Genomic DNA, 23927 nt, shown 5'->3' with positions numbered 1-23927 from the left:
TGAGGTACAAAAAAAGCGCCCTTGTGGGCGCTTTTTCAATTCAACAAACACAGGCTTTAGCTGTTGGCTTAGCTGCTTGCTTAACTGCTGGCTTCTGCTTCCTGCTGACGCTTCTTGATGAAGTATTCGCGGGTCAAGCCGAAGACCACTGGGCTGAGCAGCGACAGGGCGATCAGGTTTGGTATCGCCATCATGGCGTTCAGGGTATCGGCCAGCAGCCAGATGAAGTCGAGCGAGCTGACGGCCCCGAGGGGAACAACAATGACCCAGATGGCTCTGAAGGGTTTTACCGCGCGCACACCAAACAGATACTGCACACACTTCTCGCTATAGACGCTCCAACCCAGGATGGTGGTGAAGGCGAAGATAGAGAGGGCGATGGCCACGATATAGTTACCCATAGGCAGGGCGTGAGAGAAGGCATATGAGGTCAGCGCCGCGCCATTCTCACCCGATGTCCAAGCGCCGGAGACTACGATCGCCAGACCGGTAATGGTACACACCACCAGGGTATCGATGAAGGTACCCAGCATGGCCACCAAGCCCTGGGCTACAGGGTTGTTGGTCTGCGCCGCCGCGTGGGCGATAGGCGCGCTACCCAGACCGGCCTCGTTAGAGAAGACGCCGCGGGCCACACCGAAGCGCACCGCCGCCCATACTGCCGCCCCGGCAAAACCGCCCTGGGCCGCCACAGGATTGAAGGCGCTGTGAACGATAAGGGCGATAGCATCTGGGATAGCTGCTGCATTAACCACTATCACCGACAGACCGGCGGCGATATAGAATACCGTCATCAAAGGCACCAGTTTACCCGCCACATCGGCGATACGCTTGATACCGCCCATCAGCACGGCGCCCACCAGCACCATGAGCACCAGACCCGTCACCCAGGTTGGCACGCCGAAGTTACTGTTAAGGGCATCGGCCACAGAGTTGGCCTGTACCGTGTTGCCGATACCGAAACCGGCAAAGGAGCCAAACAGGGCAAAGGCGGTACCCAGCCAGGCCCACTTGCTGCCCAGACCATTCTTGATGTAGTACATTGGGCCGCCGATATGGTTGCCGTTATCATCCACTTCACGGTATTTCACCGCCAGCACGGCCTCGGAAAACTTGGTTGCCATACCCACCAGGGCGGTACACCACATCCAAAACAGGGCGCCAGGACCGCCGATAAAGATGGCGGTCGCCACACCGGCGATGTTACCCGTACCTATGGTGGCCGACAGCGAGGTCATCAGGGCATTGAAGGGGCTGATCTCCCCCTTCATCTGCTTATCCTTGTCGGGAATACGTCCGGACCAGAGCAGCTTAAAGCCGGTACCCAGCTTGAGGATCGGCATCAACCGCAAGCCAAAGGAGAGAAAGAGTCCCACGCCTAAGATCATCACGAGCATGGGAGTACCCCATACGAACCCGTTGATCGTACTGACAAATTCAGTAATACCTTCCATTCAAACCTCGTCGTTTTTATCGTTATTTTGGTGATCTACGCCACGCTCTGTTGATTGCATCCCAGAGTACAACGAAAAGCGTTCAAAATGAAAGCAGCGATTGTTAACAAATTGAAACAAAGAGAGATGTTAGCCGAAGCGGCGAGCCTAACGCCGAAGAATAAGACTCAAGGGATGTTCAGGGCGTTAGACGCAAGCGAGCCGCTAACGCCTTGGCAGAGAAGGCTTATCCTGCGGGTCAAATGCACCGGCGGCAGCGGCCTTCATCAGACGGCGAAACTTGGGGCATTCCATATGACTGGGCGCGTTGCAGTTGGCGGCGTGTCTCAAACCGTCACGCATCGCCTGCATCCTCAAGATGGTGCGCTCCAGCTCGTCGGCCCGGCGCAGCAGCAGCTCTCTATCTATGAGGGGATCGCCGTCTGTAGCTAGCATGCTGCCAATCTCATCGAGGGATAATCCCGCCGAGCGGCCAAGGGCGATCAACGCCAGACGCTCCAGCACCTCGGCGCCAAATTGGCGGCGAATGCCATGACGTCCCAGCGAGCGGATCAGCCCCCGCTCTTCGTAATAACGCAGGGTCGACGCCGGCACGCCCGAGCGCTTGGCGACCTGTGAAATATCCATATCCTTCCCTTGACCTCAAGTCGACTTGAAGTTGTAAGCTAGCAATATCAATGGCTTCACACAACAAAGGAATGAATATGTCTCCCCTTATCGACTGCCTCCTCATCGGCCTGTGCGCCACCCTCATCATGGATCTCTGGGGCCTGCTGCGTCATCCCCTGCTGGGTATGCCGCTGCCAAGCTATTATCTGGTGGGCCGCTGGCTAGGCCACATGCCTAAGGGTCAATTTCGTCACCAAGCGATAGCAAAGGCCGCCCCCGTCCCAGGTGAGACCCTCATAGGTTGGCTGGCCCACTATCTCATTGGCATCAGCTTTGCCGCCCTCTTGCTGCTCGTCGCTGGATCGGAATGGCTCACAGAGCCAAGCTTAGCGCCCGCCCTCGCGGTGGGCCTAATCACCGTGCTCGCCCCCTTCTTGCTGATGCAACCCGGCATGGGCGCAGGCATCGCCGCCTCACGTCTGCCCAACCCTGGCCTAGCTCGACTACACAGCCTGATCACCCACGGTATATTCGGGCTCGGCCTCTACCTCTCGGCGCTTGGCCTGCGACTCTTTCACTGAGACGAACGACTATGAATTGGAGTGGGACTATGTGGAGAAAAGACGACCTCAGGTGTTGAGCTCTTAATGATTCATATACCCTCAAATCGAAGAGAGTGAATGAACGAGTGTAGATGCTGCTGCGGACGTCGATGGCAGGGATGCCATCGTCGAGCCTCCACGGAAGGATTTACGGCGTGTAGCAGCTGTATCTACACAAAAGCGAGCCGCAGGCTATCGATAAACTAGATGATTAAATTTGCAAATACCTTTCAACAAAGCTAAGTCAGATTCAGCCTGCCCCGCCCCTAAATGCCCGACCTTCATTGCAAGGCTAACGCTTCGGCAGCCCAACGCTTATTACCGCCGTCAATCCGAGCAACCCAGTAGAGATCCACAGGCAAGCCCCCAGCCCATAGGCCTGGTACACCCAGCCAGAGAGGATAGTGCCCAGCAGGCGTCCCATGGCATTGGCCATGTAGTAGAAGCCCACATCCAGGGAGACGCCATCGTCGCTGGCATAGCTGACAATCAGGTAACTGTGCAGGGAGGAGTTCACCGCAAACACGGCGCCAAACAGCATCAGGCCAAGTAGCAACACGCCGAGATTGAACTCGGGCACCTGTGCTGCCAACTCACCACTCATCAAATAGGCGATCAGCGCGGGGATCAGCGTCAGGGCACCTGCCCACCACATGGCGCTGCGCCCGTCGGGCACCTGGCCGCAGGCCTTGCCCGTGACTCTGGGCGCCAGGCTCTGTACCGCGCCATAGCCGATGATCCACAGCGCCAGGAAGCCGCCCACCTGATAATGGTCCCAGCCAAACTGGCTGGCGAGATAGACGGGCAACGCCACCACAAACCAGACATCACGGGCGGCAAACAGACACATGCGCGCCGCCGAGAGTATGTTGATCGCCCGGCTCTTGGAAAACAGCTCGGTGAATTTGGGCTTGTTCTTGGCCTTGCCCAGATCTTGCTTGAGCTTGATGATGCTCACCAGCCAGACGAGAGTCAGCAAAGCCGCCATCAGGCCGATCGCCCCCTTGAAGCCCAGCAGCGCCAACAGGGCGCCGCCGAGGAAGAAGCCTGCCCCCTTGAGGGCATTCTTAGAGCCGGTCAGCACGGCGATATACTTGTACAGCCTGCCCTCTTCCCCCTTGGCCACCAGCATCTTCACGCTGCTCTTGGCGCTCATCTTATTGAGATCTTTAGCAATTCCCGATAGCGCCTGGGCCGCCATCACCCAAGGCACGACAAGCCAGCTACTGGGCACCAAGAGCATGGCCAAAGCCGCCACCTGCAGCCCGAGGCCGATATTCATGGTGCGATTGAGCCCGAGGCGAGCCCCCAGATAGCCGCCCACCAGGTTGGTGACCACGCCGAAGATCTCGTAGAAAAGGAACAGCATGGCGATGGACAGCGGCGAATAGCCAAGCTGATGAAAGTGCAGCACCACCAACATGCGCAGCGCGCCGTCGGTAAGGGTGAAGGCCCAGTAGTTGCCGGTTACCAGCAGATACTGTCGCATCTCGCTCGGCAGGGCGCGAAGGCTGGCAAGCATCATTTAGGCCTTATCCATGCGGCCGACCATACGCGCCAGTTCGGCGGTGCGGTTGGCATAGCCCCACTCGTTGTCGTACCAGACATAGAGCTTGAGCTGACTGCCGTTGATCACCATGGTCGACAGGGCATCGATTATGCTGGAGCGAGGATCTGTCTTGTAATCCACAGAGACCAGCGGACGCTCCTCGTAGCCGAGAATATCTTTAAGCTCACCTTCGGCGGCCGCCTTAAACAGGGCGTTGACCTCCTGCTCGCTGACGGGGCGCTGCATCTCGAACACACAGTCTGTGATGGAAGCATTCGCCAGCGGCACACGCACCGCGTGGCCGTTTAACTTACCCTTCAGCTCGGGGAAGATATGGGTGATGGCGGTAGCCGAGCCCGTGGTGGTCGGGATCAGCGACTGGCCGCAGGCGCGGGCGCGGCGCAGATCCTTATGGGGCGCATCGAGTATGGTCTGAGTATTGGTGATGTCGTGAATGGTGGTCATGGAGCCATGCTTGATACCTATCTGCTCATGCAGCACCTTGACCACAGGCGCCAAACAGTTGGTGGTACAGGAGGCCGCGGTGACGATAGGATGTTTATCCTTGTCATACAGCTGATGGTTAACCCCCATGACGATGTTTAGCACGCCTTCCTCCTTCACCGGCGCGGTCACCACCACGCGCTTCACGCCTTGATCCAGATAGGCCTGCAGCAGCGCCTTAGACTTCATCACCCCTGAGGCCTCGATCACCAGGTCGCAGCCAGACCAGTCGGTGTCGCCGATGGCGCGGTTGGCGCTGGTGTTGATGCACTTGTCACCTATGATGATCTGCTCGCCCTCGACGGCGGCATCATGGCTCCAGCGGCCATGAATGGAGTCGAAGGTCAGCAGATGCGCCAGGGTGGCGGCATCGCCCGCCGGGTCATTGATCTGCACAAACTCGATATCGTCCCACTCCCAGGCGGCGCGCAGCGCCAGGCGTCCCATGCGGCCAAAGCCGTTAATTCCCACTTTGATTGTCATCTTATCGTCCTATTCGTTAGATTCGCGTTTATCGCCTAGGCCTTGCCCAGACCGCACAGGTAATTGGTTTTGTCCCGATTGACGAAGGCCACCAGGGAGAGCATCACTGGCACCTCCACCAGCACCCCGACCACGGTCGCCAGGGCTGCCCCCGAGTGAAGACCAAACAGGGAGATGGCCACGGCCACCGCCAGTTCGAAGAAATTAGAGGTGGCTATCATGCAGGCGGGCGCCGCCACATCCTGCTCTAGCCTCATCCGCTTGGCCGCCAGATAGGCGATGAAGAAGATGCCGTAGGTCTGCAGCAGCAAGGGAATGGCGATCAGCAAGATATTTTGCGGCTGAGCCAATATTGTGTTGGCCTGTAGGCCAAACAGCAGCACAACTGTGGCCAGCAGGCCCAGGATAGACCAGGGCTTGAGGCGGGCAACAAAGGCCTCGACACTCAAAGCGTGACCTTTTTTATTCAATACCTTGCGTGTCATTATGCCCGCCACTAGGGGCAGCACCACATAGAGCACCACGGAGATCAGCAGCGTCTGCCAGGGCACCTGTATATCACTCACCCCAAGCAGGAAGGCGCAGATGGGGGCGAAGGCGAACACCATGATGATGTCGTTCACCGACACCTGCACCAGGGTGTAGTTAGGATTGCCCCTGGTGAGCTGACTCCAGACAAACACCATGGCGGTACAGGGCGCGACGCCCAGTAAGATCATGCCGGCGATATACTCGCTGGCGGTCTGAGGGTCTACCCAGGAGGCAAACAGTACACGAAAGAAGAGCCAGCCCAGCAGCGCCATGGTAAAGGGTTTGATCAACCAGTTCACCACTAGGGTCAGCAGCAGCCCCTTGGGGCGCTTGCCCACATCCTTCACCGCAGAGAAATCGATCTGCACCATCATGGGATAGATCATCACCCAGATCAGCACAGCAATCAGCAGATTGACGCTGGCGTACTCGAACGAGGCGATCAAGGCAAACTGCTGCGGCAGCAGATAACCCAGGCCGACGCCGGCGACTATGGCCAGCCCCACCCAGACACTCAGATAACGCTCAAATAATCCCATGGCTTTATCCCTTACAACAGACTTGCACCCGCTCGGGGCGCTGACCCATCTCGGCCAACCTGGCCTGGGCCTGACTCAACAGCTGAGGGTTGCCCGCCAGCGTCTTTTGGATCACCTCGCCCGCCCAGTCGGGCAGCTCAGGGTTAATACGGTAGAACACCCACTGGCCCTGGCGGCGATCGCTCAGCAGCTCGGCCTTGCGTAGCTGCGCCAGATGACGCGAGACTTTGGGCTGACTCTCGTCCAGCGCCACCATCAACTCGCACACACACAGCTCGCCCTCGGCCTGGATCAGCAGCAGGCTCAGCAGACGGGTCTCATCGGACAGGGCTTTAAAGATTGCGACAGCCATCAATAGATCCTCAAGCAAATATATGGCTAAGCATATATATGGTTTTCCATATATACAAGTCGTGATGACCACATTTATGCCCTGGCAGATTAGTTTAACGCACAAAAAAGCGAGCCATCGGGCTCGCTTTAAGGTCGCTAAAAACATCAGGCTAATCAGGCCCGAGGATTAGTTACCGGCAATCTTCATCTCGTCGAGCAGAATAGCGCCGGTGCGGATAGAGGAGCGCAGGTCCTGCTCCTTACCCACGGCAACCATGTTGCGGTACATCTCCTTGAGATTACCGGCTATGGTGATCTCTTCCACTGGATAGAGGATCTCGCCATTCTCCACATAGAATCCGGCGGCGCCGCGAGAATAGTCGCCGGTCACGCCATTCACGCCCTGACCCATCACCTCGGTGACGATAAGGCCTGTGCCCATCTGTTTCACCAGCTCATCGAAGGTCTGGCCAGTATGGGACAACGTCCAGTTGTAGATGCCACCGGCATGGCCTGTGTTAGTCAGCCCTAACTTGCGCGCCGAATAACTGGTCAGCAGGTAAGTCGAGAGTATGCCGCTGTCGATGATGTTGCGATCGACTGTCGCCACCCCTTCGCTGTCATACCAGGCACTGGCCAGCGCGCCCTTGAGGTGCGGCTGCTCGGCGATGGTGAACCACTCGGGGAAGATCTGGGTGTCTATGGCATCGAGCAAAAAGCTCGACTTGCGATACAGGCTACTGCCGCTGATGGCGCCTACCAGATGCCCCATGAGGCCGGTGGCCACATCGGGGGCGAACAGAATAGGCAGCTTAGTGGTCGCAATCTTACGCGCGCCCAGACGACTCAGTGTCTTCTTGGCTGCCTGTTGGCCCACGGCCTCTGGCGTCCACAGGTCGTCGAAGCGGCGGGCGACAGTATAGTCGTAGTCACGCTGCATATGGCCATCTTGCTCGCCGATCACCACACAGCTCAGGCTGTAGCGTGAGCTGACGTAACCGTTGAGGAAACCATGGCTGTTACCATACACCTTGGCACCCGTATGGGCGTTGGCGCTGGCACCGTCGGAGTTTTTAATGCGGGCATCGGCATCTAGGGCCGCAGTTTCGGCGCGGGCCGCTAGGGCTTCGAGCTCTGCGGGCGTAGTCTCGTGGGGATAGTAGAGTTCGAGATCGTCGATCTGCTTAGCCATCAGCTCGGCATCGGCCAGGCCATTAAATGGGTCTTCCGAGGTGAAGCGAGCGATATCGTCGGCGGCCTTCACGGCGCGGCGAATCGCCTCAGGGCTCAGATCTGAGGTCGACGAGCTCCCCTTGCAGCCATCTCGAAACAGGGTGATCCCCAGCGCACCATCTTTATTAAACTCAACTGTCTCAACCTCTTTCAAGCGCGTCGAGACAGAGAGTCCCTGCTGCTTGCTGATGGCCACTTCGGCCCCCGAGGTGCCCAACTTGGCGGCATATTCCAATGCCATAGACACGGCGTCTTTCAATGAATTCAATTCGGTTTCGATGCTTGGAGAAGCCACAGATCTACTCTTTTGTTATCAATCGTGGCCGTAGCATAGCAAACCCGTCGGGCTTTCACATTAAATAACTGAGTCGTTTCGTAGGCGATATTGGCCGGAAATGTTATGATTAGGGGAGTTATGGCTTGGACCCCAGAGATTTTTTAATGATGAATATTGTTGGCGACTCAGAACACTTTAAACAGCCCTTCGATCATGACGATGATTACGTCAGCAGAGCCGATATAAAGCGCGAAATTGCCATTTACCAAGAGCTAGGTAAGAAACTGGTCTCCCTCAGCAAGAGTCAGCTGAAGAAGCTTGAGCTAGATGAGCTGCTACACGACAACATCTTGAAAGCCAAGACTATCCGTATCAACAGCGAGGCTCACCGTCGCCAGCTGCACTATGTGGGCAAGCTGATGCGCAGCGTCGACATCGACGAGCTGCAGGAAAACCTGAAGAACGTGCTTAACCAGAACCGCAACGAAAGCTCTAAGCAGAACGTCGCCGAGAAGCAGAAAGATCATCTGCTGACAGGTGGTGATGAGGCGATTCAGGCCCTGCTCGAGCAGCATCCCGGCCTTGAGCGCCAGAAGCTGCGTCAGCTGGTGAGACAGGCCAACAAGGAGCTAGCTAAACAGCCTGAGGTGGCCTCTAAGTCAGCCGCCGAGTTGGTGAAGTATCTGCGCGCCGAGACAGGCGAATAGCTACCAGCCTTAAACGAAAGATGAAACAGCCCGCCGCTAGTGCGGGCTTTTTCTTGTCTCGAGTCTGAGGCGCAGCCCGAGATAGGCCAGCAGCAGATAGAAGAGCACCAGGCCCCACAGCTGCCACCATAGCGGCGCGACGCTCTGCCAGTCCGCCCCCATCTGATTAAGCTGTAACATCCCCTTGATGGTCACCACCCCGGGGATCAGCTGAGACACGGCCTGCAGCGGCGCAGGGATCAGCTCCACCGGCCAGACGAAACCCGACACAAACAGGATGGGCATGGAGATCAGCAGTAGCACCTGGGTCGGCAGATCCCGGCGCACAAACAGGCTGCTAAAGGCGATACCCGCCAGGCTAGTGGCCAGCAAGAAGGGCAGCAGAAACAGACAGACCAGCCCCAGGTTGCCCTGCACGCCCACCTGATACCAGTAGTGGCAGTAGCCTATGTAGTAGGCGGTAAACAGGCTATAGATGAGGCCGAAGGTGGCCACCCTGGCGCTCAGCAGCTGCCCGAGCCCCACGCTGTGCCAATACCCCTGACGCCGCCACTGACCGGCGCCCAGTATGCCAGTGCCTATCAGCAGGGTCTGGTGCAGCACTAACAAGAGCACGCCGGGCACCACGTAGGAGGTATAACCCAGGCTGGGGTTGAAGGCTGGCACGCTGTTGAGCTTAATCGGCTCAAGCTCGCGCTGAACCTGCTTGGCCGCCTCGCCTCTGGCCAGCAGACCCTGGAACTGAATATATTTACCCGCATCTATCCCCACAGACACCAGCCCCTCGAGGATCGCAGAGTAGACCAGAAAATAGTTGGCATCGCCGCCATAGGCCAGGGTGACGCCACGCTGGCGCAGCAGATCCCGGCGAAACCCCTCGGGGATCACCAGATAGCCATGGGCCTGCCCCGAGTTAACGGCGGCCTGTGCCTGGGTCAGGTCATCCAACTGAGCCACTACCTCCAGCTTAGGGCTGGCCTGGGCATGGCGGATCACCAGGCGACTCAGGCTGGAGTGATCGCCATCGACCACCACAATCTGTTGCCGGGTCGGCACCTCGTTGAGGTAAGGCAAGGGGTAGAGTACCGAATAGAAGATCACCCCGCCAAACAGGGTGATGGCGATCGCCTTGTCGGTAACGATAGCCTTAAGCTCTTCAAACATCAGGGCAAAAAAGTTCATCCCTGCCCCTCCGTTATCTGCGCCTGGTCCAGCTGCTCGCCAGTCTGTTCCCGGCGCATCTTAGCCAGCATCAAGGCGACCACAGGCAGCAACAGCAGGAAGCCCCAGTAGCTAGACAGCTGAGAGATTAATGCCTGAGTCTCCTGACCATAGGCGATGACGCCGATATGGGTATCGACATAGTGGCTCGAGGGCATGATCTGTCGCCACCACTGTGCCAGAAGCGGCATCTCGTGGGTGGGGAAGGTCACCCCCATGAAGGCGAATGACGGCGCAAACAAGGCGGTGCAGAAGCTGATCACCCGGGCCGAATCTTGCAGCAGGGCGAAGATGGCCAGCACGATAAGCCACACCGCCAGGAGCATCACCAGCTGGGCGAGGAGCAGCTGACCCAGGCAGCCGCGCATCGGCAATCCCAGATAGCCATAGAGCCAGGCGTAGACAAGTCCCAGCTGCAACATCGGCAGTGGGGTATAGACCAGAATTTTACTCAGCAGCACCCGGTAGGTGCCTAGGCTAAACCACTCGGCCTGGGTCTCGCGCCTTAGCTCCTCGGTAAGGGCATTGGCAAACACCAGCATGGCCACTATCTGCACCAGGGCGATCAATATCGGCGGCACCAGGAAGGCCACATAGTTGTTGTTGGCGTTATAGAGCGCACTGCTCTGAGTCTCTATCAGATTCAGGTTGATCTCCGCCTGCACCGGCGGTACGCCAGATGCCAGCTGCTTCAGCCGCGCCTTCTGTTTCAGGCCATCGGCCAGGCTGAGCTGTATCTGGCTGGAGAGCAGCTTGCCCACCAGCAGAAACTGGGCGTTGTAGCGAATATCGATACTGGGCTGATGCCCTATCATCAGATCCTGATTCAGCTTGAAGGGGAGCACCACCATGGCATAGGCCTCGGCCCTCTCCATGGCGGCCTGTGCCTGACCGATATCCTGATAGCTCACAGGGCTGATCACCGAGTTGGCACTCAGCTGACGCACCAGCATGCGGCTCAGTTGGCTCTGATCCTGATCTACCACGGCAACAGGCAGGGCGCGAGGCAGCCCGGCGCTAAACAGCCACCAGAGGGCGAGCGTGCCCAGCAAGGGCAGATAGCTGACCAGGGCGAGCTGCCAGGGCGACTGCCACAGCCGCCTGAGTTCCCGCGTGATGAGTTGCCCCATGGACGCCAAGGCCTACTGTACCAGCAGACTGCTCATGCCCACCCTCAGGTCGGCGATGGGCGATACGGGTCTGAGCTCCATCTCGAAGGTGCGCATATCGAAGTCGTGGCCACTCTCGGTGGAGCGCCAGGTGGCGAAATGGCCCATGACGCTGATGTGCGCCACCTTGAAGGGGTAACGCTCGCCAAGCGCCGGGATCTCCACCTCCAGGGTATCACCCACCTTAAAGCCCTTAAGCTGATCTTCACGCACCTGAAACACGGCCCAGGCATCTTGCATGTCGATAACGCTCACCACAGGGAAGCCGCTTGGCGCCAGCTCACCTGGGTGCAGCAGCACCTCGCTGACCTCGCCGGACTTGGGCGAGCGCATCTGGCTGTCGGCCAAAATGGCGCTGACCTCTTTCACCGCCCCCTCGGCCATGCGGGCATTACCCTCGGCCGCGGCCTTGGTCTCTTCACGGGCACCCTCTTCGGCCATCTGATACATGGCATAGGCCGCCTGCTGGGTGTACTTGGCCGCCTGCCACTGGGTAAAGGCCTCGTCGCGTTTCTGACGGGCCAGCACGCCTTCGCTAAACAGGGCTTCTACCCTCTGATAGGTGGTCTCGGCCAGGGTTGCTGCCGCCTTCGCCTTTAGCCATTGCTCCTTAGAAGCCGCTACCTGCTGCTTGCGGGCGCCGTTATCTGCCTCCTGTTGCAACGCCTTGGCGGCGTCGCGGCCCCCTTGGGCCTGCATCAGCTTGGCATTGAGCTCTGGGCTGTCGATGGCAAACAGGAGATCGCCTTCGGCCACCTGATCGCCACGGCGCACCATGACCTGCGCCACACGGCCTGGCACCTTGGAGGAGATGTTGTACTCTCTGGCCTCGATCTGCCCCTGCAGTCGCTCGGCCTTGGGCGTATGGGCCAGCATCAGGCCGTAGGCCAGGATGGCCACTAAGGCGATTAGGGCGACAATGGCTAGGATTCTGTTAGTGCGCATCAGCTCTCTCCTGGGCGGTGCGTGAACGACCGATAAATTCATCTAACTGGCCACTGATGGCCATCAATCTGGCGTAGGCCTGTACATAGCGGTACTGGGCCGCCAGCTGCTGGGTCTGCACGCCGCTCAGCTTCAGCTCGGCGTCCACCTTCTCGATAGAGGTCGACAGCCCCTGGCTGAAGGCGAGATCCCTTAGGCGTTTGTTTTCTTTGGCAAGCGACAGCGACAGGTCGAGGGACTCAGTCTCCTCTCTGGCCTGCTGCAGCTGGCGATAGCTCTGATCCAGCAGCAGGCTGAGATCCTGCTGGGTCTGCGCCTTGGTGTAGCGCGCCTGCAACAGGGCGCTGCGGGCGGCCTCGACCTTACCGCTACGACCGTCGCGACTGATAAGCGGGATCTTCACCCCGACGCCGACCATCCAGTCCGGCTCCATCTTGGCCAGCAGACTGTCGTCTTCATATAGTGTGTAGTTACCGTAGAGAAAGACGCTAGGGTAATAACTGCCCTTCTCCACATCGATAAGGCCGTTGGCCTGGGTCTCCTTAGCCTCCAGCAGCTTAAGCGCCGGATGGCTAGTCAGGGTCAGCTGACTGAGCTGGCCGAGGGAGGGCGGGTTATCGAGGATAAACAGCTTAGAGGCGGTATCGACATCGCTCTGGTGCAGCATGCGTGACAGGGCGATCTGGCTCATCTCCAGCTGACGCTTGGCGCTGGCATAATCCACCCGGGCATTTTCCAGGGCCACCTGGGCGTTGAGACGCTCCACCTTGGCGATCTGTCCCTGCTGCTCAAGCTTGACCGCATGCTCGGCGTGCTCAGTGAGAGCATCCACCAGCTGACCACGGGTCGCCATCAGGGCATGGCTCACCGCCACGCCATAATATCTGTCCACCAGCTGGACAAAGAGATCCCGGGTAGACAGCTGATGCTGCTGCTCCTTCTCGGCCACCTGGGCCTCATGGATCCCCTGGGCGGCGCTGATACGACCGCCGGTATAGATGGGCCACATCGCCTGCAGGCTTGAGCGGAAGACGTCCTGCTCGGTAAAAGGGGTGATAAACAGCGAGCCCGGAATGGCGCCCAGGGCGCCGCCGAGTGCCGGCGGCAAGCTGGCAGGATCGAGACTGGCTAAGGGGTTGAGATCCCTCAGATCCAGCTCCAGGGGTTTCTCTAAACGTGTGTAGCTGCCGTTGATCGACAGCGAAGGCAGGTTGAGGTCCTCCCCAGCGGCCTTTTCGGCCTGGGCACGGTTAACCTCCTGCTGGCTGGCCTGCAACTTGTCGCTTACCCGCAACAGCTGCTGCCAGGCATCGCCGAAGGCGAGCTCCTGCGCCTGGGCGGTATTCCCCGCAAGGGCTAACAGCGACAGCCAAACAATATGTGAATATCTCATCGACACCTCTAGAGCTAAAACTCTATTTCCTTGGCAAATGTTAACACCCTATGGGGGCGTTGAGAAGCTGGCCTTGTTGGCAAACCGCTTCACAAGCTGTCGACAGCCTTCCCTAAATACTCTCTTGCAACCACTCCTGTAGAGCGGTATTCACCTCTGACAGCTCGGCCAGAGGCGAGGTCGGCGGCTGAACTACGCCGTGCCACCTACCGTCAAGCGGTCGAGTTTCAGACTAGGCTGGCCCACGCCCACGGGCACACTTTGACCATCTTTGCCACAGACACCGACACCCTTATCGAGCGCCAGATCGTTCCCCACCATGGAGATCTGCCCCATGGCCTCGGGACCATTACCTATCAGGGTCGCGCCCTTGATCGCCTGGGTGATCTCACCCTTCTCGATGAGATAGGCTTCAGACGCCGAGAACACAAACTTGCCCGAGGTGATATCGACCTGACCGCCACCGAAGTTAGGCGCATAGATCCCCTTGTCCACCGACTTGATGATATCTTCAGGCGAGCTGTCGCCGGCTTCCATATAGGTGTTGGTCATACGCGGCATCGGCAGATGAGCATAAGACTCGCGGCGACCATTGCCGGTTGAGGCCTGCCCCATCAGACGGCCGTTGAGTTTGTCTTGCATATAGCCCTTGAGGATGCCGTCCTGGATAAGCACTGTCTTCTGGGTCGGAACCCCTTCATCGTCTATGCTGAGCGAGCCGCGGCGATCAACCAAGGTGCCATCGTCCACCACGGTCACCAGGCTAGAAGCCACCTGTTGGCCCACCAAGCCGCTAAAGGCGCTGCTACCCTTACGATTGAAGTCGCCTTCCAAGCCATGACCCACTGCCTCATGCAGCAGGACGCCGGGCCAACCCGCGCCCAGTACCACAGGCATCTCACCGGCAGGCGCATCTATGGCGGTCAGATTGACCGAGGCCTGACGCACGGCTTCGCGGGCAAAGGCGAAACAGCTAGGCAGACCATCGTCGCCCGACTCGAAAAACACTTGATAATCATGGCGTCCACCGCCACCGCTGGCGCCGCGCTCACGCTTGCCTTCCTGCTCCAGCACCACGCTACAGTTAAAACGTACCAAGGGACGAATATCTGCCGCCAGGGTGCCGTCACTGGCCGCGACTAAGATCTCTTCGTGCACGCCCGACAGGCTGATCACCACCTGTATGATGCGCGGATCCAGGCTGCGCACATAGGCGTCGGCCTGTTTGAGCAGCTCAATCTTCTTCACCTCTTCCATAGCCGCGATAGGGTCGGCGCTCTGATACAGAGGCGTCACCTTCTGCTGCTTCCATGACTGAACGCGGCCGCTATTGCCCGCCGCAGAGATGCCGCGAGCCGCCTCGACCGCAGCGCTCAGCGCCGCTGGAGTGATCTCGTCGGCATAGGCGAAACCCGTCTTCTCGCCGCTGATGGCACGCACGCCCACACCGCGCTCGATATGGAAGCTGCCCTCTTTGACTATGCCATCTTCTAACACCCAAGACTCGTGGCGACTGCCCTGAAAATAGAGATCGGAAAAATCCACCTGATGCTGATGAATGCTATTGATATAGCCTTGCAACTGATCCAGTGACAATCCGTCTTGCAAGAGGCTCTGTTCTACTTGGGTTAAAAATGGCATTAATTTTCTCTCTATGGCGCCTGCATGAAGACGCGATTTTATTATCTCTTTAATTTGGGTGACTCGAAACGATTGTGTTCGACCACAGGGATGTTGCGACGTATCCCCTCTATGGCCTTAAGGTCTATCTCTGCCGACAACCAGCCACAGCCTTCTGGTTTAATCGCCTGCACCTCTCCCCAGGGATCTATGACGCAGGAGTGTCCCCAGGTCTCACGTTTACCCTGGTTGTGCTCGCCCCATTGAGCGGCCGCCAACAGGAAACACTGGGTCTCAATCGCCCTCGCCTGTAGCAGGGGCAGCCAGTGCACCCGCCCGGTCACACGGGTAAAGGCCGCCGGCAGAACGATGATCTCCGCCCCCTGCAGACGCATGGCGCGAAATAAATCCGCAAACCTGATGTCATAGCATATCGCCATCCCGACCTTACCGAAAGGCGTATCGACGACGGTTACCGCCTCACCTGGGCAAAAGGTGTCACTCTCCCGGTAAGACTTGGTGCCATCGTCCACATCCACATCGAACAGGTGCAGCTTGTCGTAGTGGCCTAAGGTCTCGCCGCTATCGTCAAACAGATAGCTGCGGCTGAAAACCCGCCCCTCATCGGCCAGGATAGGAATGGTGCCCGCCACCAGATAGATACCATATTGCTTCGCCAGCGCGGCCAGGGTCTGCTTGAGTTCGCTGCCGGCATCGTCCCCGGCGTAGGCCAACTGCTGACGCTCATGGCCACCAAACAGCAGGCAACATTCGGGCAGCACCACCAGATGGGGGCGCTCACCACTGGCGAGGGCATCAAGCTGCTCGCAAATAAAGCTGAGGTTCTCCTCGACGTCGCGACCACTCTGACATTGTAATAGGCTGACCTGCATCGCTTGACTCCTTGCTCACTGGCTTTTCCTGTGACTCTTGCTGTTGTGGCGTCTCAGTTTTTTGCTCCACTGGCGCCTGCAGCCCTGTGGGCGTCTCCTTAAACTCTGGCATGGCGACGACCGCCGGCTTAGGGATCTCAACGCCCGATGGCATCACCTGCTCACCCGTCGCCTCTGCCGGCAGAGCGTCTGCCCCAGACTGCGCCGGATTCTGTTCTTGCTGCTCTTGTTTTAGTTGCGCTGGTTGTTCGCTCGCAGGCTGTTTGCTTTCTGGCAGATCGCTCTCGGACTGTTTGTTTTCGGGCTTAGCTTCTGCGCCAGGCGCTTGTTGACGCGGCAAGACAGACTCGGGGATCTCTATCTCCTTGCTCTTACGCTCCAGCTCCTCCAGCTTAGGCTCAGACATGGTGCCCGTCAGCCTGAAGCGGATCTCAGAGATCACCTCGATCACCGGCTCCAATACTTTGGTCAGGGCGAAGGCGCCCAGGCCCAGGGTCCAACCGCCGGTACTGAGCAGCACCACAGTGGGCACGCTTGAGGCCAGTTGCGGCACGAAGCGTATGTCGTAGTTGAGGCTCTCGGAAGTGAGGTCGGTATAACCCCGCACCCTCATGTTACCGGCCACCGCATCCATCTCGGAGTCTGTGGTCTTGACCACGCCGTTATCCAGCTTAAGGGTGCCGGTAAAGGTGTTAAAGTAGAGCCCCTTGCCGAAGACATCGGAGAAATCCAGCGACAGCTTACGCAGCAATGAATCCAGGCTGAACAAAGAGAAGATACGCGCGCCCTTGTCACTCACCTCAGACAGGTGGCCCTTGCCCAGCTTGTAACTGATCTGGCCGTTGAGGGTCTCCAGCGAGAAGGCATAGGGCGCCCCCTGCCATGACAGCTCGGCCTGCAGATCCAGCGGCGCCTCCTTGAGGCCTGGGTCTATGCCCAGACGCTCTGAGACCTCATCGAACTGCTTGGCCTTGAGATCCACCTGAAACTCGGTCAGGTTCTGCCCTTCACTGTTGGACCAGGCGCCCTTACCCTTGAAGGTGATACCCGGGGTGGTGATGGCGATGGTCTGGATCTGATAGTCGCCATTCTTGGGCGTTGCCTGCAACACCAGGTGTCCCAGCGGCTTACCATAGACGCTAAACTGATCCACATCCACCGCCAACGGCGGCAGTATGCTGAGCACCTCATCGCTGGCAACCTCAGAGGCTTCGCCCTCCTTGCTCTCAGGCGCAAAGTTAAATCGGCTCGCCACCAGCTTTAAGCCCTGGGCCGACCAGTCTGGATAGAAGTCCACCCGGCCGCTAAATTCGTTGGCGTTGCCCTCGAAGCGCCAGCCATGTTCTGTGGGATGCGCCTCAAGGTTCAGCTCAGTCAGCGGCTGCCCATAGAGGTTCAACTGGCGTACCTGACCATCGACCGCGATCAGCGGCGGGAAGAAGCTGCTCTTCTTAGGCTCGGTTTCTGCCTGCACCAGCGGCGATTCAGGCGCCTGCTCTTCTAATGCTTCCCGCATGGCCATGTCCAGTGAGGATTCCAGCGCCGCGTCGCCCATGAATCCCTTGATGATTGGCAGCCAAGGGGCGAATTCGGTGGCAGGCATATCCAGCTGCAGATGACCAGCCTGACGCTTGAGTTGGTCACCCGGCTTAAACAGGCGTCCCAGCAGCAGGTCGAAGTGCGCCAGATGGTCGCCTGACTCCTCGTCGAAGCCACCCCAGAACTCCATCTGATCCCCAAGCTTGGCCCCTAGCGAGGCCTGCTTGTTGTCGCCGATCAGCTCGAATGAGAGGGCTCGCGGGCTGTCGGCCGTCTTGGCAAACTTACCCGGCAGGCTCAGTTCGACGCCCTGCATGTCACTCTTCACCTGAGCCTGGATACGATACCCCAACTCATCGAAAATCAGCGTCATGGCGCCCTGCCAATCCAGCTCGCCGCTATAGTAATCCTTGAGCGGGTTGTCCAACATCGCCGGCAGCGAGGCCAGCGCCCACTGCCCCTGCATATCCAGATTCAGGCCATAATGCTTGTTGGTCTTGCCTGTGTCGAAGGTGAAACTCACGGGTTGCTCGAACAGACGCGCCTGTATCTTCTCACCAGTGACCACCTCGTTGGCAAAGTAGACCTCGCCGGTCACGCCATCTAGCTGTACCCCCGGCTCGCTGATATAGACAGGGGTATCGTCAAACTTCACCTGACCCAGTATCGCCTCTTTACCACCATGATAGAGGGGGATGCTGAGATCCAGCTTACCCGATACCTCACCCTGCACCTGTACCACCTCTAACGTAGCCCCGACCGTATCGGCCAGAGGTGAGCGTTGTAGCACCTGTTTGGCGGCCTCGCCCTGGGTGCGCAGATCCGCCTTCACCGTCAGCAGCGTCTGATGGCTCATGCGCGGGATGGCAACATGGGCGCCGTCGGCCGGCACCTGCATCAACATCCCCTTGTTCACCCAGATATCCATGGCCGCGTTCTCAAACAGGGCATTAAGGCTCAGGTCGGTCACCTCGGGCCAATCGGGCTGGAACCTGTAGCGGGCCTGATTCAATGAGAAACCAGCCTGGAACACACCGCTGTTGTCGTCATAGGGGAAATGCTTCAGCGGGCCGTTCCACACCACCTTGGCGTCCTGGCTCTGCCCCGCCTTGATGGCGCCGCTGAGGTAATCGACCAGAGATTCGGACATGGCATGCTTAGGGAAATAGTACTTAGCCCTGGCGGCGTTCTTCACCTGCACATCGGCCAGCAGGTTAAGGCTGGCCTCACCGGCAAAGCCCAGCTTCATGGCCGCATCGAGATCCAGGTCGGCATTATAGAAATGCAGTTTAGGGGCGATCAGCGCCGCCTCGCCCAAGGCATATTTTACCGTGAAGGCGTCACCCGCGAGGGACAATGCTTCCTCGAAACCGCCGTTAAAATCCAAGTGATACTGCTGCTCAGGCGCAGACAGATAGAGGTCACTGCCTTGCATGCCGAACATAAGGTCAATCGGCTCTGCCCCAGGGATGGCGCCGCTGCCTTGCCAGGCAAACTGCTTGAGCTGCGCCGACATGGCAAAGCCCTGCTGCGCACCATAACCCAGTTTGAGCTGCTCTATGCTGCCCTTGGGATCCATCGACTGCCACAGGTAGAGGCCATCGAGATCCATGCCGGGCACCAGGGGCAACAGAGGCAACAAGACCTCGGCATCGAGTTGATTGATACTGGCCATCAGCCGATCGTCACGCTTGCGCGCGCCGATATGCAGCGCCGGCCAGGCCTGACCATTGGTGACGAAGGCCAGGTCTGAGCTGGTCAGTTGCCAGCCAGAGACCTGTGGCTGCCAGTTAAGCTGGCCAGCCTTAATTTCAAATTTTTGCTGCTCACCCTTGAGTTGCCACTGTAGCCAGCTTGGCTCGAAGGCGACCGTCGCCGCGGTAAAGGCGCGGTTAGAGAACTCTGCCCAGGCCTGCAGGTTAACCACGCCCTCGAGTGGCAGCTTCTTGCCCGAGGCATAAGGATTTTCCTGGCGTGATGCCCACTCACCGAGATCCAGCGAGTTGGCCGCCAGATAGAGCTGACCAGTCAAGGACTCTGGGCTATGACCATCGCCACGAATATCGATGGAGAGGGAGAGACGCTCGACCTCAGAGGCCTGCTCGTCGAGGAACAGCGCGCCCTCGGCTCTGTGGCGACCGGCCAGGTTGCGCCAGCGCAGATCCCTGATATGGATAGGTCGATATTTGTGAGAGCTGCTGATCAGCTGCATGGTCACATCTGTGATGGCGAAGCGGTCGAACTGTTCCAGCATCAGGGCGTAGAGCCAATCGGTATTCTGCTCTGCCACTGGCGCATCACTGCTCTGCTGACCGTTACCCGCTTGACTGATACGGTCGAGATCCAGGGCGATCTTGACCCCTTCGAAGATCACATTCTCAATCTGGGGCGACGCCGAGACCAGGCTGTCCCAGAAATCCAACTTAAGGTGGACATTGTCTATGATGAAGGTGACCGGCAGGTTTTCCTGCACCGGCAAGACCAGATTCTTGATGGTCACCGCAGGGCCGAACGCCTGCCACTCGGCGGTGAGCTCGCTGACCTCGACCTTGACCTGATACTGCTCATAGATATAACTCACCAGCTCCTGACGGACCTGATCCAGCTTAGGTAGCAGGCCTCTGAACAGGCTGACGCTCAAGGCAAAAAGCACCACTATGATGGCGATCATCTGCCAGCATAGGCGGCCGAAGGTGCGGGGACAGAATGGGCGTGACACTACATTATCACCACATCGAATTTGTTTTGCGCATACATGGGCTCGTTTTGCAGGCGAACATGCTTGCCGATATAGGCGCCGAGTTCAGCCACCAGATGACTCTCCTCGCCGGTGAGGCTGTTGTAGACAGTCGGGGCACAGTAAACCAGGAACTCGTCGGCATCATAGCCGCGATTGAGGCGGATGATCTCGCGGAAGATCTCGTAAGAAACCGTCTCGACCGTCTTCAGGCTACCTGTGCCGAAACAGGCGGGACACTCGCCGCACAGCACATGCTCCAGGCTCTCGCGGGTACGCTTACGGGTCATCTCCACCAGCCCAAGACCCGAGAAGCCGCTGACATTGGTCTTCACCCTGTCGTTGGCAAGCGCCGCCTCTAGAGTGCTGAGCACACGCTTCTTATGGTCTTCGTTCAACATGTCGATGAAATCGATAATGATGATCCCCCCCAGATTGCGCAGGCGCAATTGGCGAGCGATGGCGTGGGTCGCCTCCAGGTTGGTGTTGAATATGGTCTCTTCCAGGTTGCGATGGCCAACGAAGGCGCCTGTGTTGATATCCACAGTCGTCATGGCCTCGGTCTGATCTATGATCAGATAACCGCCTGACTTGAGCTCCACCTTGCGCCCTAGGGCGCGCTGCACCTCGTTCTCCACATCATAGAGATCGAAGATGGGCACCCGGCCGGAATAGTGTTCTATCTTGTCGGCAATCTCGGGCATAAACTCCTGGGTAAACTGCAGCAGCTCCTCGTAGGTCTGGCCCGAATCCACCTGGATCTGATCCAGCTCGGTACCGACGAAGTCGCGCACGATACGCACAGGCAGGGCGAGATCTTGATAGAGCAGAGAGACGCCAGGACGCTTGCGACGCTCGCACACCTTGGCCCAGACCCGGCGCAGGAAGGCCGCGTCTTGGATCAGCTCCTGCTCACCGGCATTCTCTGCGGCGGTGCGAATAATGAAACCACCATCTTCATCCACAAAGGGCTCGGTCAGTCCCTTAAGACGGGCACGCACCTCTTCAGACTCGATGCGCTGCGATACACCCACATGGCTGGAGCCCGGCATGAAGACCAGATAGCGTGAGGGCAAGGTGATATCAGTTGTGAGGCGCGCACCCTTGGTGCCCAGGGGATCTTTTACCACCTGTACCATGATGTCCTGACCCTGGCGCACCAGCTCGGCGATGTCGCGTACCACGAAGTTGCCCTTCTCGACGTCGGCCACACACTCGGTGTGGGGTACGATATCAGAGGCATGGAGGAAGGCGGCCTTGTCCAGACCGATATCCACGAAGGCGGCCTGCATGCCAGGCAATACCCGGCTGACCTTACCCTTGTAGATGTTGCCCACCAGACCACGCTTCATGCGGCGCTCGATATGCACCTCTTGCAAGATGCCATATTCCACCAGCGCCACCCGCGCCTCGGTAGGCGTCACATTGATCAATAGCTCAGAACCTATCTTTTTCTGTACTTTGTTTTTGACTATGTGACTCATGCTTACTCACTCAAATATGATTAATGCATTAACGGCCTAAGGACCGTTAATTTTAGAACAACTTAGACCTAAATGGCTCAATCTATTGGGTAAAACGCTAAACGGCTAACAGCTTCATCTCGGCCAGCAGGGCCCGGGTTTCCACCAGCGGCAGTCCTACCACCGCCGAATAGCTACCGTCGATGGCCTCGACGAAACAGCCGCCTAAGCCCTGAATGCCATAGGCACCGGCCTTATCCATGGGCTCGCCGGTGGCGATATAGGCCAAGATAGCCTGTTCAGTTAGGCCGCAAAATTGCACTTTAGTTTCAACTAATCGAGACAGAGTCCGCTCACCGTCGGTAACCGCTACCGCCGTCATCACGCTATGACGCTCGCCCGACAGCGCGCTAAGCATCTGCCTGGCGTCCTGCTCATCCTTAGGCTTACCTAGGATTTCGCCGTCCAATACCACTATAGTATCTGAGCCCAGCACCACGGCATCCGCCTGTCCCCATAGCGCCAGACCAGCTTGGGCCTTCTCGATTGCCAGACGCACCACGAACTCGTCGGCGCTTTCCCCTGCCCTATGGCTCTCGTCGATATCGGCGGATAACGCCTCGAAAGCAAATTCGGGGTCGCCAAGAGCCACTTGAGCCAGCAGCTCGCGACGACGAGGAGAGGAAGAGGCTAATACCAGTTGCATCATTATCTCACTTTATAAATACGGCGAATGCGTCTCAGCATCCAAAATACCCAAGGCCAGATGATCAGGCTCGACAGGGCCGGCAGGAACAGGCTGACATCGAAGCTCGCCACGTTCACCACAAACTGTACCCAGAACACCAGCAGATGGTGCAGGCACACCAGGCTGGCCACCATCAGGGCCTGTTGCCACATGGGGAAGTTACGCAGGCGCTGGAAATGCAGTACCACCACATAGATCACCAGCGACATAGAGAGCGCACGTATGCCGAGGTGGGCCCCCAGCAGGATATCCAGTAAGACGCCCAGCACCCAGGCCGAAAGGATGTTGTAGCGGTGCGGCAGCGCCATCGCCCAGTAGATCATCACCAGCAACAGCCAGTCGGGGCGCCAGCCCTCGACCAGGCCGGGCAGCGGCATGATCTGAAATAACATGGCCAGCAGGAAGCTTAACCAGACCACCCAACGACCGTGGGGAATATGCATGCTCATGGCGTCTCCTCCGCTTGCGGCTGGGCATCGGCGCCTGCTTCGACCGGCTCGGCTTGCTCGCTCTGATTGCCATCTGGCCAGATCAACAGCAGGTAACGGATACGGTCCAGTGCCGCCAAAGGCTGGGCTGTGACGGTGGCATAGCTCTGGCCATCGTCGCGCTCGACCGTCATGATGCGCGCCACGGGGTAGCCTTCGGGAAAGCGTTTACCCAGACCCGAGGAGACCAGGAGATCGCCGACTCTGAGATCTGTACTCTTGGCCACGTGACGCAGCTCGAGCTCATCGAGCTCGCCGATACCCTGTGCCACCAGGCGCACATCGTTACGGGTCACCCGCACCGGGATGGCGTGGGTCACGTCTGAAATCAACAGCACCCGGCTAGTCAGCTCGCTGATCTCCACCACCTGGCCGACGACGCCATGGGCGTCCACCACGGGCTGACCGACGAAGACGCCGCTGCGGGCACCATGGTTTAGCACCACATAGTGACGAAAGGGATCGCTGGCCACCTCCATCACCTCGGCCACCATCTTCTTGGAGTCCATGTGTACCGGAGAGCCCAGCAGGGCGCGCAGACGATCGTTTTCCTGTCTCAGGTGCTCGAAGCGCTGCAGACGCTCGCTCATCAGGAGTTGCTGCCGCAGCAGCTGCTTGTTCTGCTTGGCCAACATGTTGCGGGTGGCGATACTCTCGGCAGACCAATCCAGGATGGCGCCGGGGATGTTAGCCACGTATTGCAGTGGGCTGAGCACAGAGGAGATAGATTGGCGCACCGGCTCCAGCCTATCGTTGGCCACCAGTAAGATCACCGACAAAACGATTGCCAATGTGAGCCTGAATTGATTCGAAATACCGCGGGCAAAAATAGGTTTCATAAAACACTTAAGGCAGCGAACCCGGTACCCACTTTTTACCCATTCACCTTG

Annotated in this window: 20 protein-coding genes; 2 read left to right on the top strand and 18 right to left on the bottom strand. The window is 58.4% G+C overall.

The annotated features are described in order from the left end of the window. Positions 1–80 precede the first annotated feature (80 nt). Together K0J45_RS02175 and K0J45_RS02170 are read right to left on the bottom strand one after the other, a co-directional pair. A complete protein-coding gene (locus K0J45_RS02175) occupies positions 81–1454 on the bottom strand; it encodes an alanine/glycine:cation symporter family protein (RefSeq protein WP_011864230.1) in 1374 nt (457 codons plus the stop codon). A 204-nt stretch (positions 1455–1658) separates the two neighbouring features. Next, complete coding sequence (locus K0J45_RS02170) at positions 1659–2081, bottom strand: helix-turn-helix domain-containing protein (protein WP_220044058.1); 423 nt, start codon at positions 2079–2081, stop codon at positions 1659–1661. Between the two features lie 77 nt (positions 2082–2158). Here K0J45_RS02170 and K0J45_RS02165 point away from each other — a divergent pair, with 77 nt between their 5' ends. Beyond that, a complete protein-coding gene (locus tag K0J45_RS02165; protein ID WP_220044057.1) occupies positions 2159–2644 on the top strand; it encodes a DUF2938 domain-containing protein in 486 nt (161 codons plus the stop codon). Positions 2645–2957: 313 nt separating this feature from the next. Here the strand turns inward: K0J45_RS02165 and arsJ are convergent, their stop codons facing one another. The 5 genes from arsJ to pmbA form a co-directional block, all read right to left on the bottom strand. Then, entirely contained in the window at positions 2958–4187 is a 1230-nt protein-coding gene (arsJ, locus tag K0J45_RS02160) for an organoarsenical effux MFS transporter ArsJ (protein ID WP_220045196.1), read from the bottom strand. A gap of 3 nt (positions 4188–4190) precedes the next feature. Continuing rightward, on the bottom strand, positions 4191–5201 hold the full coding sequence (locus K0J45_RS02155) for an ArsJ-associated glyceraldehyde-3-phosphate dehydrogenase (RefSeq protein WP_220044056.1): 1011 nt from the start codon (positions 5199–5201) through the stop codon (positions 4191–4193). Between the two features lie 35 nt (positions 5202–5236). Beyond that, positions 5237–6271 (bottom strand): ACR3 family arsenite efflux transporter, encoded by a 1035-nt coding sequence (gene arsB, locus K0J45_RS02150; protein WP_220044055.1) that lies wholly within the window; start codon positions 6269–6271, stop codon positions 5237–5239. Positions 6272–6275: 4 nt separating this feature from the next. Then, positions 6276–6626, bottom strand: a complete 351-nt coding sequence (locus tag K0J45_RS02145) for a metalloregulator ArsR/SmtB family transcription factor (protein WP_434086785.1) — start codon at positions 6624–6626, stop codon at positions 6276–6278. A gap of 165 nt (positions 6627–6791) precedes the next feature. Next, a complete protein-coding gene (pmbA, locus tag K0J45_RS02140; RefSeq protein WP_220044053.1) occupies positions 6792–8132 on the bottom strand; it encodes a metalloprotease PmbA in 1341 nt (446 codons plus the stop codon). Between the two features lie 149 nt (positions 8133–8281). Here pmbA and yjgA point away from each other — a divergent pair, with 149 nt between their 5' ends. Further along, the gene (gene yjgA / locus K0J45_RS02135) at positions 8282–8821 is read left to right on the top strand and encodes a ribosome biogenesis factor YjgA (protein ID WP_220045195.1); all 540 of its coding nucleotides are present in this window, start codon (positions 8282–8284) and stop codon (positions 8819–8821) included. 36 nt (positions 8822–8857) lie between these two features. Here yjgA and K0J45_RS02130 read toward each other — a convergent pair whose 3' ends face one another. The 11 genes from K0J45_RS02130 to mreC all read right to left on the bottom strand — a co-directional run bounded on the left by K0J45_RS02130 (position 8858) and on the right by mreC (position 23876). Then, on the bottom strand, positions 8858–10003 hold the full coding sequence (locus tag K0J45_RS02130) for an ABC transporter permease (protein ID WP_220044052.1): 1146 nt from the start codon (positions 10001–10003) through the stop codon (positions 8858–8860). Then, entirely contained in the window at positions 10000–11172 is a 1173-nt protein-coding gene (locus K0J45_RS02125; protein ID WP_220044051.1) for an ABC transporter permease, read from the bottom strand. Before K0J45_RS02125 ends, K0J45_RS02130 begins: the two co-directional genes overlap by 4 nt. A 12-nt stretch (positions 11173–11184) precedes the next feature. Beyond that, positions 11185–12156 (bottom strand): HlyD family secretion protein, encoded by a 972-nt coding sequence (locus K0J45_RS02120; protein ID WP_220044050.1) that lies wholly within the window; start codon positions 12154–12156, stop codon positions 11185–11187. Then, positions 12146–13549 carry a TolC family protein gene (locus K0J45_RS02115; RefSeq protein WP_220044049.1) on the bottom strand — a complete coding sequence of 468 codons (1404 nt, stop codon included), beginning with the start codon at positions 13547–13549 and terminating at the stop codon, positions 12146–12148. The genes K0J45_RS02120 and K0J45_RS02115 overlap by 11 nt, the downstream gene beginning before the upstream one ends. A 192-nt stretch (positions 13550–13741) precedes the next feature. Continuing rightward, positions 13742–15190, bottom strand: coding sequence for a metalloprotease TldD (gene tldD / locus K0J45_RS02110; RefSeq protein WP_220044048.1), 1449 nt, complete (start codon positions 15188–15190; stop codon positions 13742–13744). Between the two features lie 41 nt (positions 15191–15231). Next, a complete protein-coding gene (locus K0J45_RS02105) occupies positions 15232–16062 on the bottom strand; it encodes a carbon-nitrogen hydrolase family protein (protein WP_220044047.1) in 831 nt (276 codons plus the stop codon). Then, the gene (locus tag K0J45_RS02100; RefSeq protein WP_220044046.1) at positions 15986–20320 is read right to left on the bottom strand and encodes a YhdP family protein; all 4335 of its coding nucleotides are present in this window, start codon (positions 20318–20320) and stop codon (positions 15986–15988) included. The genes K0J45_RS02105 and K0J45_RS02100 overlap by 77 nt, the downstream gene beginning before the upstream one ends. Next, the gene (rng, locus tag K0J45_RS02095) at positions 20320–21822 is read right to left on the bottom strand and encodes a ribonuclease G (RefSeq protein WP_220044045.1); all 1503 of its coding nucleotides are present in this window, start codon (positions 21820–21822) and stop codon (positions 20320–20322) included. The genes K0J45_RS02100 and rng overlap by 1 nt, the downstream gene beginning before the upstream one ends. 97 nt (positions 21823–21919) lie before the next feature. Beyond that, on the bottom strand, positions 21920–22507 hold the full coding sequence (locus K0J45_RS02090) for a Maf family protein (protein WP_286670311.1): 588 nt from the start codon (positions 22505–22507) through the stop codon (positions 21920–21922). A gap of 2 nt (positions 22508–22509) precedes the next feature. After that, on the bottom strand, positions 22510–22998 hold the full coding sequence (mreD, locus tag K0J45_RS02085; protein ID WP_011864211.1) for a rod shape-determining protein MreD: 489 nt from the start codon (positions 22996–22998) through the stop codon (positions 22510–22512). Then, positions 22995–23876 carry a rod shape-determining protein MreC gene (mreC, locus tag K0J45_RS02080; RefSeq protein WP_144200002.1) on the bottom strand — a complete coding sequence of 294 codons (882 nt, stop codon included), beginning with the start codon at positions 23874–23876 and terminating at the stop codon, positions 22995–22997. The genes mreD and mreC overlap by 4 nt, the downstream gene beginning before the upstream one ends. Positions 23877–23927: the final 51 nt, after the last annotated feature.

The organism is Shewanella alkalitolerans (assembly GCF_019457575.1).
GTDB classification, from domain to species: domain Bacteria; phylum Pseudomonadota; class Gammaproteobacteria; order Enterobacterales; family Shewanellaceae; genus Shewanella; species Shewanella loihica.
The sequence above is the reverse complement of the archived record's forward strand: the minus strand, read 5'-3'. Positions and strand labels throughout refer to the sequence as shown.